This window comes from Capnocytophaga sp. oral taxon 324 str. F0483, from assembly GCF_000318315.2.
GTDB lineage: Bacteria > Bacteroidota > Bacteroidia > Flavobacteriales > Flavobacteriaceae > Capnocytophaga > Capnocytophaga ochracea.
This window is the reverse complement of the sequence record NZ_KB291532.1, coordinates 14,359-26,134: the sequence shown is the minus strand read 5'-3', so window position 1 is coordinate 26,134 and position 11,776 is coordinate 14,359. Positions and strand designations below refer to the sequence as shown.

Below are 11,776 nucleotides of genomic sequence, written 5' to 3'. Positions count from 1 at the left end.
TCTACAGTGGCTCTACAGTGGCTCTACAATGACTAAAGAACGAACAAAAGACGGAGCGAGCTACACGGGCAGATGAAGAATAAACGAAAGAAAAGCGGAAATAGAAGGGAGAATAGGAGAAAAAGTATTGATATTACATCGCTCCAAAAAAGGTAGATACTTTTTTGGAGCGAATTTTATTATTGATTGTTAAAGCACTATTTTCTGTTTTTAATATTGTCGAGCATTGTTTTGAGTCTGGTGAGCTCTTCGGGATGGTCTTTTGCTACATTGTAGAGCTCCATTATGTCTTCTTTGAGGTCGTACAATCGGGGCTCAGGATAGTTGCCCAGATGTGTGCGAGTGAGGGGTTGATAAGAGGGATTGTCGCTGGGGACTACATATTTCCAACGACCATCGGTGATGGAGAGCGCTCCCCCAGAGGCTATTACATAAGGGCGACCTTTCTTGTCCTTGCCTAAGAAGGCTTTGAGGTAATCTTCGCTATCGGTGGCTGCTCCTGCGGGTATCTCAGCACCAATAAATTTACTCAAAGAGGCAAAGAGGTCGATATGTGAAAGCAAAGCATCGGAAGTACCTTTTTTCACTATCTTAGGATAGCGTACGATAAAGGGCACACGCGTACCTGCTTCGTAATTGCTGTACTTGCCCCCGTGGTTGTGAAAAGCTCCCCACGGACGATGTTTGCCTAAGAGCTCTTCGGCTTGATCTTGATAACCATCGTCTATCACAGGACCGTTGTCGCTAGTGATAATGATGAGCGTATTATCGTATAGCTTATTAGCTTTGAGGGCTTTTACGATTTCACCCACTGCCCAGTCGAATTGGAGAATTGCATCACCGCGGTAACCCATACCACTTTTGCCTACAAAACGCGGATTGGGGTAGCGAGGTACGTGTATATCATTAGTACCCACATAGAGAAAGAAAGGTTGAGATTTGTGATTTTCGATGTATTTTACCGTTTTGGCTACAATGGTATCGGCGAGATGTTCGTCCGTCCAGAGCGCTTTGCCACCCCCTTTCATATAGCCGATACGCGAAATGCCGTTCACTATGGCTTGGTCGTGACCGTGGTGTAAGGAAGGTTTGAGCTTAGTGAGCAGTTCGGGGTTGTTCTTACCCGTAGGTTCACCTTCAAAAGGCAGGCTATAACTCACTTCGATGGGTGTTGAGGGGTCGTAATTAGCTACACGTTGGTTTTCTATCCACACGCAAGGTACACGGTCGGCTGTGGCAGCCATTATGCAGGAATATTCGAAGCCTATATCGGAAGGTCCAGGGGTGATAAAGCCGTTCCAATCCTGTTTACCGCGCTCGCCTCCTAAGCCCAAGTGCCATTTGCCAATAGCGCCAGTAGTATAGCCTGCTGCTTTGAACACATCGGCAATGGTGGTTTGCTCAGGACGAATGACCATAGCAGCATCACCAGGAGCAATACCAGTATCATTGCGTCGCCAATTGTACAAGCCCGTGAAGAGAGAATAGCGCGAAGGTGTGCAAGTGGCAGCGGTGGAATGTACGTTCGTAAAGACCATTCCTTGTTTGGCGAGTGAGGCTACCTGTGGGGTATGAATTGTCTTTTCGCCATAGCAACTTAGGTCGCCATAGCCTAAATCATCGGCTACAATGATGATGACGTTAGGTTTTTGAGCATAAGTAGCGAAAATAAAGCTATAAAGGAGAAAAAAGATACAATGTTTCATAATTATAGGGTAGTGGGTTTTTGTAAAAGAAAAATACCTTGCAAAGGTATGAAAATAATTATACTTTCCAAATATAATTATACCTATATAAGGAAAATCTATCATTAAAGTATCTCAACCAATTAACTTTTATAGTACTTTTGCTAAAAATTTAAAAAGAAAATACTATGTTTACATTACCTAAATTACCGTATGCTTACAATGCGCTTGAACCTTACATCGATGCGCGTACAATGGAAATACACTATACTAAGCACCACAACGCTTATACCACGAACCTGAATACGGCTTTGGCTCCAGCAGGGGTAGAAGGCAAAACTATTGAGGAAATTCTTACCTCACTTGATATGAACAATGCTACTCTTCGCAATAATGCTGGCGGTTTTTACAATCACAATCTTTTTTGGGAAGTGATGAGCCCTAATGGCGGAGGTAAACCTACGGGAGAATTGGCTAAGGCAATTGAAGAGGCTTTCGGAAGTTTTGAAGCCTTTAAAGAAGTTTTTAGCAAGGCTGCGGCTACTCGTTTTGGATCTGGTTGGGCGTGGCTTTGTGTACACAAAGGAGGTAAGCTTGAGATTTGCTCTACTGCAAACCAAGATAACCCGCTAATGCCTAACACTGGTTGCGGAGGTTTTCCTATCTTGGGATTAGATGTGTGGGAACACGCTTATTACTTGCACTATCAGAACCGTCGTCCTGATTATATTGAGGCGTTTTTTAACGTCATTAGTTGGGCGAAAGTTGCAGAACTTTACAACGCTCATAAATAAGTCGTAGCAGTCGTAGCACGACAGGCATTTAAAATGCTAATGACTTATGAATAACAAGCAAATATGAAAAAAGCCGTGTGAGAATTTCTCATACGGCTTTTCATTGTATTATATAAATTTCTATTTGCTAAGTTTTGTTTTAGTAATTTTGGCGGCTAAGATTACTGCATTTTTAGCATTTACAATAGTACCTGTAGTAGAAAGGTCGGCGAAGTTCATTTCTTTGCGTTTTTTACCTTCATCATCATCTTCACCTACGAATACTTTCATATCTACTTTTACACCAGACTCCATAATAATTTTCTTCACTTCGGCTGCACTGAGACTTGGGAAGTAAGAACGCAACAAGGCTGCAACTCCTGCAACTTCGGGAGAAGCCATTGAGGTTCCTTGCAAAAACTCGTATTTATTCTCAGGAGTAGTAGAATAGATTTTTACCCCAGGGGCAAATACATCGACATTGCGTTTACCGTAGTTTGAGAAAGAAGCTACTAAATTCTTGTTATACTCATAGTTCAAAGCCCCTACGGTAAGGAAGTTATCGGAGATTTCTTTCTTGTTTACTTCGTCGTTAGGATAAGTATCTTTCACGTCGATATCTTGAGAGTCGTTACCCGCAGCGTTTACGATAAGAACATCTTTAGAAGCTGCATATTTGATAGCGTCATACACCCATTCTTTGTGAGGAGAGAAAGCTTTACCAAAGCTGGTGTTTATCACTTTGGCTCCGTTATCTACTGCATAGCGCAAGGCAAGAGCGATATCTTTGTCGTACTCATCACCATCGGGGACAGCGCGTACTGCCATAATGAGCACATTATCGGCAACCCCATTCATACCGATTCCGTTATTGCGTTCAGCACCAATGATACCTGCCACGTGTGTGCCGTGTAAGGCATCTTTCGTATTGGGACCTATTACGTTATTATTGCCGTAATACTTTTTGGTAAAGTCGTTTTCATTATCTTTTAAGATAGTTTTACGAGGTGAAAAATCGGGGTTGAGGTGATATTTCAGTTTTGTATCGAAATACTCGATAGCATCGTTGAGTTCTTTTTTGATATCACCAGAATTAGAGACATCTGCTAATAGCTGTTTCATAAACTGAATCATCTCGGTAGTGGGCGCATCGAAAGTTTTGCCTTTGGTAGCAGCATCGATGTCTTTGGCGGTATACACTTCTTTACCTGTGATTTTACGCAAGTTGTTATCGGCAAATTCAGTTATTTGGATAAGTTGCTCATAATAGCCTTTGCGTTTTTTAGTTTCAGCAGTTTCTTTATCGAATTCTTTTTTAGCATTGGCATAATCAGGATTTTTCTTATCCTTAGTTTTGTAAATACGAGTCATCTCGGTATTTTCTTGAGCGATATTACCGAGGAAGTTCCAGCCGTGTACGTCATCTACATAACCGTTTTTGTCGTCGTCAATTCCGTTGTCAGGAATTTCTTTAGTGTTTACCCACACTACGTTTTTAAGGTCTTCGTGGTTGATATCCACACCGGAATCTACCACTCCTACAATTACTTTTTTAGGGGTAAGACCTTTGAGTAGGGCATAGGCTTCTTGCAAGTTCAGCCCAGGGAAGTTTTGTTTAAAACCTTCGTGAGGCCAACCTTTGAGGGTAGCATCATTGTAAGTTTTCTGAGCTAAAGGTGTTGTGGGAGCTTTGTCCATATCGGCACTAACTTTAGTAGCCCGACAGCCCACAAATAGGAAAGTTGCTAAGGCAACCCAGATAAATGATTTTTTCATTCTATTAGTTAATTACGTATTTAAATTCTATAGATTTTCATCTTATAACAAAAACCGTGCAAAAGTACAAAAAATACTAATAACCAATGAATAATTAACATTTTTTATTTTTGTATTATTTTGCCGTTACCTCGTAAATACTGTCTTTGCTTACCTTGTAAAGGCCGTTTTCGTTTAACCATCTTCCTCCTTTTTGAGAAAAAAAGGTCTCATTAAGGGTGCGGACGTAAGTGCCAATAGGTACAAAAAGTTTTATTTTTACCTCTTGCCCCCGATATACATTTCCTTTGGCAATTTGGTAATAATAAGGAAAGCTAATGTGATTCCCTTTGATAGTGAGCGGGTAGATGGGACTTTGGGCATTTTTTTTAGCTTCCACAGTATTGCTCCCACGAGCCGTTCTGATATATTGCAAATAGGGGACTGCGCCTTGCGGAAGGGTATCTATGAAAAAAGAACAATCTTTTACCATTAGGGTATCGGAATTGATGGGTATTATAGGGGAATTAAAGCCGTATTCTTTGCGTATTTTTTCCGCCACTAAGGTATCAGAAAGGGTGGTGAGGGGTATTTTTTCTTCCACATGTGTTTTTGTTATAAACTCCTTGCCCAATGTTCCTCCTACGGTTAGCAACCCGATGAGTCCTATCACAAGTGCCAACACATTGGCTATTACCCAAATTTTAGGAGTGCGAAAACTCTTAATAAAAAGTTTTAAACTGAGTAATACTACCACCGAAACAGGTAGCAAAAACAATAATATCAACGAGAAGTACAACAAAGAGCGTTGCCAAGTTGCCGTCACTATAAAGGGGAGAAAATCGTTAAGGGCAAGCAGACTAATGCTTCCGAATACGGTTATGCCAAATAAGGAGAGCACTACGGCTACTAAGGATATAAGCAATGGCAATAGTAATATAATTGCGATAAAGTAGAGTATTACTTTTAGTAAGACAGGGAAGCCATTCCTTTCAGGTTTTAGGGTTTCTTTGCCCGTAAAAGAGAAGTTGGAAAGGGTATCGATGGTTACGGCTTCACCTTTCATTTCTAACTTCTGAGCGGCTGTGCGTGCGGGAGGTACCACAGTCCAAAACACAATATACAAGAGCAACAGAGCGGAGGTAAAAAAGTGAAGAATGAAGATATTCACTAGTAAGACCAATAGAAAGAAGATGCGTACCCAAGTAACGTCGTATTGAAGGTAATGGGCTATGCCTGAGAGTACGCCACCGATTTTCTTATCATCGATATCGCGGTATAGCTTTCGCTCTTTCAAAGAAGAAAAGGTAAATTTGGTTTCAGCAGAAGAGGTTTCTTCACTCTCAACGTATTGTTCGGGACGACCTAATACTTCTATAAGATATTGCACGTCTTGACCGATTACTACTTCACGCTCTTTAAGACGAACTTTGAGTAGTTCAGCCATACGTTGCTCTACATCGTAGAGAATTTCTTCTCTATCGGTATTTTGGTTCAAATGATTACGCACCTCATTGAGATAGTTATTGAGGGCATTATAGGCGGTCTCTTCGATGATAAAAGAAAAACCACCCAAACTGATGTTTTTTATTTTGTCCATAATTTAAATAATTTTATCAATCATTGTTTGTAAATCACGCCAGGCTTTTACGGTTTCGTTTAGGAAGCGTCTGCCTGATTCGGTTAGTATGTAGTATTTACGAGGAGGCCCTGAAGTAGATTCTTTCCATTGATAGGTAAGTAGCCCGCTGTTTTTCAATCGGGTAAGCAAAGGGTATAACGTTCCTTCGACCACTATCATATCGGCTGTTTTGAGCGCCTCAATCAGGTCGGAAACATAAGCTTCTTTGTTTTTGTCAATAATGGAAAGAATACACATTTCTAAGATGCCTTTGCGCATTTGTGTTCTTGTTTTTTCGACATTAAATTCTTCCATAGTTTTGATGTTTTTAAATTCGGGGCAAAGATACGACAAAAATAAGTATTATGCAATACATAGTACCAAAAATAATCAATATTTTTGTATTAGAAGTACTTAAGTCACTGATTTATTGATAGAAAGAAAAGGTAAGAAAAAGATATATTTTTTTGGTGGTAGAGATGTATTTTGGGTATAGTTAGCTTATAGGTAGCTTATAGGAAGCTTATACGAATCTTGGACGATTGATATAGGAAGAGTGTATAATGTACTATGTATGAGAGAAGTAGAGGGAGAAGAAAAACGATATTAAAAGTAAGTTTAGTAGGGTGATAAAAGGTAAAAAGCTAGAAAAGGAATTGGCTTTTGAAGGAAGTGTAATAAAAAATGCCAAAGGTGTGAACCGAACAAGGCGGTTAGCATCTTTGGCAAAGTTATGATTATTTGTAATTAAATTAAGCTTGTCCGGTTACACCAAAGAGAGGTATGGCGTGACGGTCGTCGCTATTGGTAATAGTGCCATTGGCTTGTTCAAACTTCTGGATATTATCATCTAAGGCGAATAGCAGACGTTTGGCGTGCTCAGGGGTAAGGATAATGCGACTGCGCACTTTCCCTTTGGGCATCCCTGGCATTACGCTCACAAAATCGACTACGAACTCGGTAGACGAGTGGTTGATAATTGCTAAGTTAGAGTATACTCCCTTGGCAACCTTGTCGTCGAGCTCAATGCTCAACTGTCCTTCTTTTTCTTCTACTCCGTCCATTGCCTATCTCGATTTTTTCTTTTCTACCACGGGTTCTAAATCGGCTTTAGAGCCTACGATGATTTTCTCGTATTCTTTGAGTCCGGTACCTGCTGGTATACGGTGACCTACGATTACATTTTCTTTCAAACCGTCGAGGAAGTCTACTTTACCACTTACCGCTGCTTCATTTAATACCTTCGTAGTTTCTTGGAAAGAAGCTGCTGAGATAAACGATTTGGTTTGTAGCGATGCACGAGTGATACCTTGTAGCACTGGCATAGCAGTAGCAGGAATCACATCGCGAGCGATTACCAAGTTCTTATCGGAGCGTTTGAGTAGTGAGTTCTCATCGCGCAATTCACGCAGGCTCACTATCTGTCCAGCTTTTAAGTTTTCGGAGTCTCCAGCGTCTTCTACTACTTTCTTACCAAACAAGCGGTCATTTTCCTCGATAAAGTCGTCTTTGTGAACTAACTGACCTTCGAGGTAAAGAGTATCACCTGGGTCTTGGATTTCCACTTTACGCATCATCTGGCGAACGATAACCTCAAAGTGTTTATCGTTAATTTTTACCCCTTGCAAGCGGTATACCTCTTGTACTTCGTTTACTAAATACTGTTGTACTGCCGATGGTCCTTTAATACGCAAGATATCATCAGGTGTTACAGAGCCGTCAGAAAGTGGTTTACCTGCACGTACAAAGTCGTTTTCTTGTACCAAGATTTGGCTCGATAATTTCACCAAATATTTGCGTTCTTCGCCCGAGCGTGAGGTAACGATTACCTCTTTATTACCGCGTTTGATTTTACCGAATGATACTACCCCGTCAATTTCGGATACGATGGCAGGGTTCGATGGGTTACGTGCTTCGAAGAGCTCGGTAACACGAGGAAGCCCCCCTGTAATATCCCCAGCTTTGGCAGAGCTACGCGGTATTTTCACAAGCACCTTACCTTCTTCAATCTTGCTGTTGTTGTCCACCATAATGTGAGCACCCACAGGCAAGTTGTAAGAGCGGAGCGTCTCACCATTCTTATCAGTGATGAGCAAGGTAGGAATCAACTTCTTGTTACGCGATTCTACAATCACTTTTTCTTGGAAGCCTGTTTGCTCGTCTATTTCCACTTGGTAAGTAACTCCCTGTTCGATATCTTCATAAGCGATTTTACCAGAGTATTCCGAGATGATTACCGCATTATAGGGATCCCACTGGAAGAGTAAAGTTCCTTTTTTCACCTCTTCTTTGTCTTTTACAAAGATATGCGCTCCATAAGGAATATCGTGTGTTTGAAGTACCATTTTGGTAGTAGGGTCAAGCACGCGGAGCTCAGATGAACGCACTACTACGTCCACAGGGTTTTGTTCGTTGTCTTTACCACGAACTACGCGTAAGTCTTCTATTTCTAGTACACCGTCAAAACGGGCTTCAGTTTTATTTTCTTCTGATACGTTACCCGCAACCCCACCTGCGTGGAAGGTACGCAAGGTAAGCTGGGTACCTGGTTCACCGATAGACTGGGCAGCAACTACCCCTACGGCTTCCCCTTTCTGTACCATACGTCCGGTAGAAAGGTTTCGACCGTAACATTTTGCACAAATACCGTGTTTTGCTTCACAGGTAAGAGCCGAGCGTACTTCTATCATATCGATAGGAGCGGCTTCTATTTTGTCTACTATTTTTTCAGTAATTTCTTCACCAGCACCCACAATAAGTTCTTCGGTGAGAGGATTGTATACATCGTGGAGCGATACACGTCCTAAAACGCGCTCGCCAAGAGTTTCTACTACTTCCTCGTTCTTTTTGAGAGCACGTACTTCTACCCCACGCAAGGTTCCACAGTCTTCTGTATTAATAATCACGTCTTGCGATACGTCTACCAAACGACGAGTTAAGTAACCCGCATCGGCTGTTTTTAAAGCAGTATCGGCAAGACCTTTACGGGCACCGTGGGTAGAGATAAAGTATTCAAGGATAGATAGACCTTCTTTAAAGTTCGACAAGATAGGGTTCTCGATAATTTCACCACCCCCTACGCTCGATTTCTTAGGTTTTGCCATCAAACCACGCATACCAGTAAGCTGACGAATTTGCTCCTTAGAACCACGCGCTCCGGAGTCGAGCATCATATATACTGAGTTGAACCCTTGCTGGTCTGTGCTGATGCGTTTCATCGCCAATTCAGTAAGTTGCGCATTGGTAGATGTCCACACGTCAATCACCTGATTATAACGTTCGTTGTTGGTGATGAGCCCCATATTATAGTTCATCATAATACCATCTACGAGTCCGTTAGCTTCGGCTATCATATCAGCTTTTTCTTGCGGAATGATGATATCCCCTAAACTGAACGACAATCCGCCTTTAAAGGCAAAACGGTATCCCATATTCTTGATTTTGTCAAGGAAGTCTCCCGTTACAGGAATGCTAGTAGCTTTGAGGATACGACCGATGATATCACGTAATGATTTTTTGGTAAGTACCTCGTTGATGTAGCCTACTTCCAAAGGCACAAGCTCATTGAAGAGTACACGTCCTGTGGTAGTTTCTACTACGGGATAATACACATTGCCATTTTCGTCGAGGTCACGCACTTTCACTTTAATAAAAGCATTTAAGCTGAGCTTTCCTTCGTTATAAGCGATATTCACTTCTTCTGCTGAATAAAAAACTGAGCCTTCCCCTTTAATAGGATGTTCAGGGGTAGACTTACGACCTTTGGTAATGTAGTAAAGCCCCAAGACCATATCTTGTGAAGGTACAGTAATAGGCGAACCATTCGCAGGGTTGAGGATATTGTGTGAAGCCAACATCAAGAGTTGTGCCTCTAAGATAGCCTCAGGACCTAATGGCAAGTGCACCGCCATTTGGTCACCGTCAAAGTCGGCATTGAACGCTGTACATACAAGCGGGTGCAACTGTATTGCTTTCCCTTCGATGAGCTTAGGTTGGAATGCCTGAATACCCAAACGGTGCAAAGTAGGGGCACGGTTCAGTAGTACAGGGTGACCTTTGATCACATTCTCCAAGATATCCCATACTACGGGCTCTTTCTTGTCAATGATTTTCTTAGCTGATTTCACCGTTTTCACAATACCGCGTTCGATGAGCTTACGTATTACAAACGGCTTATAGAGTTCGGCTGCCATATTCTTTGGCAAACCACATTCGTACATTTTGAGTTCAGGACCTACCACAATTACCGAACGTGCTGAATAGTCTACACGTTTACCGAGGAGGTTCTGACGGAAGCGCCCTTGCTTACCTTTCAATGAGTCAGAAAGTGACTTAAGCGGACGATTAGACTCTGTTTTTACAGCTGATGATTTACGTGTGTTGTCGAAAAGTGAATCTACCGACTCTTGAAGCATACGTTTCTCATTGCGCAAAATCACGTCAGGCGCTTTGATTTCCATCAAGCGTTTTAGACGGTTATTGCGAATAATCACACGTCTGTAAAGATCGTTAAGGTCGGAAGTCGCAAAACGTCCCCCATCGAGCGGTACTAACGGGCGCAATTCAGGCGGAATCACAGGAATCACCTTCATTATCATCCATTCAGGTTTGTTCTCGCGGTTTCTTTGAGATTCGCGGAACGCCTCTACCACTTGTAAGCGTTTAAGAGCTTCAGTTTTGCGTTGTTTAGAACTTTCGTTATTAGCTTTGTGACGCAAGTCGTAAGAAAGTGCGTCTAAATCCAAACGTTCTAAGAGCTCAAGAAGACACTCAGCCCCCATTTTAGCGATAAACTTATTAGGGTCAGTATCTTCTAAATATTGGTTATCAGCAGGAAGACTCTCAGTAATAGCGAGATATTCTTCTTCTGAAAGGAAGTCTAAGTATTGTAAATCTTCACCTTCTGGTCCTTTGGCAATACCTGGTTGGATAACTACATAGCGCTCGTAGTAGATAATCATATCCAACTTTTTCGAAGGAAGCCCTAACAAATAACCTATTTTGTTAGGTAATGAGCGGAAATACCAAATGTGAGCGATAGGCACCACAAGGTTGATATGTCCTACTCTTTCGCGGCGTACTTTTTTCTCGGTTACTTCCACGCCACAACGGTCGCAGACGATGCCTTTATAACGAATGCGTTTGTATTTACCACAAGCACATTCATAGTCCTTTACAGGACCAAAAATACGCTCACAAAACAACCCGTCGCGTTCAGGTTTGTGAGTACGATAGTTGATAGTTTCAGGTTTAGTAACCTCACCGCGTGAAACGGCTAAGATAGATTCAGGAGAGGCCAAACCAATCGAAATCTTATCAAATTTAGGAACAGCTGTATTTTTTTCTCTTGCCATATTATTTATGGTGAATATAATAAATTTATCGGGCTTCATAGAGGTCTCCCCACGAAGCCTATTTACAAAATATCGTGCAAAAGTACAACTATTTTTTAAAATAGCAATTATTTTTTCGTAATATTTTTAGAAGAATATTTTAAGAGGTTGATAGTTAGTAGCATAAACTTTCTCAAAGTCTTAAACTTTTACACTTTCAAAGTTTCTACTCGCCTGTCCTGCTACTATTTTTGCCAAAGTTTCTAATTTGCTTGTCGTGCTATGCCCTTTCTCAAAGTTGAAATTTCCTCCGTATTACCTTCATCATTCGTCCTTAGTCTCTCGTCACTTGTTCCTTTTTTTATCATACTTTCCCCTAGTGCCTATGCCCTAAGACCTCACACTTTCCCATTTACTAATTTTCTAATTTGCTAATTTTTTAATTATTTCTTCTCCTTTCCGTCGCTATATCCCCCCTCTCCTTGGGAGAGGGACGGGGTGAGATTCCTCTTTCTTTCGACTCGAAACCCCGTTTTTACCATTTTTTGCATTGCTGTATTATACTATGAGTCAATCACTTATACACCCTTTCTATACCAATCGTCCAAG

The 11,776-nt window shown here is 41.5% G+C and carries 7 protein-coding genes; 1 reads left to right on the top strand and 6 read right to left on the bottom strand.

Going from position 1 to position 11,776, the window contains the following annotated elements:
• Nucleotides 1-197: 197 nt before the first annotated feature.
• The gene (locus tag HMPREF9072_RS09935; RefSeq protein ID WP_009411602.1) at nucleotides 198-1,811 is read right to left on the bottom strand and encodes a sulfatase-like hydrolase/transferase; all 1,614 of its coding nucleotides are present in this window, start codon (nucleotides 1,809-1,811) and stop codon (nucleotides 198-200) included.
• Between the two features lie 62 nt (nucleotides 1,812-1,873).
• Between HMPREF9072_RS09935 and HMPREF9072_RS09930 the strand changes: the two genes are divergently transcribed.
• Nucleotides 1,874-2,479, top strand: coding sequence for a superoxide dismutase (locus HMPREF9072_RS09930; RefSeq protein WP_009411601.1), 606 nt, complete (start codon nucleotides 1,874-1,876; stop codon nucleotides 2,477-2,479).
• A gap of 120 nt (nucleotides 2,480-2,599) precedes the next feature.
• Here HMPREF9072_RS09930 and HMPREF9072_RS09925 read toward each other — a convergent pair whose 3' ends face one another.
• The 5 genes from HMPREF9072_RS09925 to rpoC form a co-directional block, all read right to left on the bottom strand.
• Nucleotides 2,600-4,234 carry a S8 family peptidase gene (locus tag HMPREF9072_RS09925; protein WP_009411600.1) on the bottom strand — a complete coding sequence of 545 codons (1,635 nt, stop codon included), beginning with the start codon at nucleotides 4,232-4,234 and terminating at the stop codon, nucleotides 2,600-2,602.
• A 115-nt stretch (nucleotides 4,235-4,349) separates the two neighbouring features.
• Entirely contained in the window at nucleotides 4,350-5,813 is a 1,464-nt protein-coding gene (locus tag HMPREF9072_RS09920; protein WP_009411599.1) for a PspC domain-containing protein, read from the bottom strand.
• 3 nt (nucleotides 5,814-5,816) lie between these two features.
• On the bottom strand, nucleotides 5,817-6,149 hold the full coding sequence (locus HMPREF9072_RS09915) for a PadR family transcriptional regulator (protein ID WP_002673691.1): 333 nt from the start codon (nucleotides 6,147-6,149) through the stop codon (nucleotides 5,817-5,819).
• A gap of 437 nt (nucleotides 6,150-6,586) precedes the next feature.
• The gene (locus HMPREF9072_RS09910) at nucleotides 6,587-6,898 is read right to left on the bottom strand and encodes a DUF3467 domain-containing protein (RefSeq protein ID WP_002673689.1); all 312 of its coding nucleotides are present in this window, start codon (nucleotides 6,896-6,898) and stop codon (nucleotides 6,587-6,589) included.
• A 3-nt stretch (nucleotides 6,899-6,901) separates the two neighbouring features.
• Entirely contained in the window at nucleotides 6,902-11,188 is a 4,287-nt protein-coding gene (gene rpoC, locus HMPREF9072_RS09905; protein WP_009421992.1) for a DNA-directed RNA polymerase subunit beta', read from the bottom strand.
• Nucleotides 11,189-11,776: the final 588 nt, after the last annotated feature.

Excerpts from the sequence above, each read along its gene's own strand:
- HMPREF9072_RS09935 (WP_009411602.1), bottom strand. The coding sequence starts at position 1,811 with ATGATAGATTTTCCTTATATAGGTATAATTATATTTGGAAAGTATAAT.
- HMPREF9072_RS09930 (WP_009411601.1), top strand. The coding sequence starts at position 1,874 with ATGTTTACATTACCTAAATTACCGTATGCTTACAATGCGCTTGAACCT.
- HMPREF9072_RS09925 (WP_009411600.1), bottom strand. The coding sequence starts at position 4,234 with ATGAAAAAATCATTTATCTGGGTTGCCTTAGCAACTTTCCTATTTGTG.
- HMPREF9072_RS09920 (WP_009411599.1), bottom strand. The coding sequence starts at position 5,813 with ATGGACAAAATAAAAAACATCAGTTTGGGTGGTTTTTCTTTTATCATC.
- HMPREF9072_RS09915 (WP_002673691.1), bottom strand. The coding sequence starts at position 6,149 with ATGGAAGAATTTAATGTCGAAAAAACAAGAACACAAATGCGCAAAGGC.
- HMPREF9072_RS09910 (WP_002673689.1), bottom strand. The coding sequence starts at position 6,898 with ATGGACGGAGTAGAAGAAAAAGAAGGACAGTTGAGCATTGAGCTCGAC.
- rpoC (WP_009421992.1), bottom strand. The coding sequence starts at position 11,188 with ATGGCAAGAGAAAAAAATACAGCTGTTCCTAAATTTGATAAGATTTCG.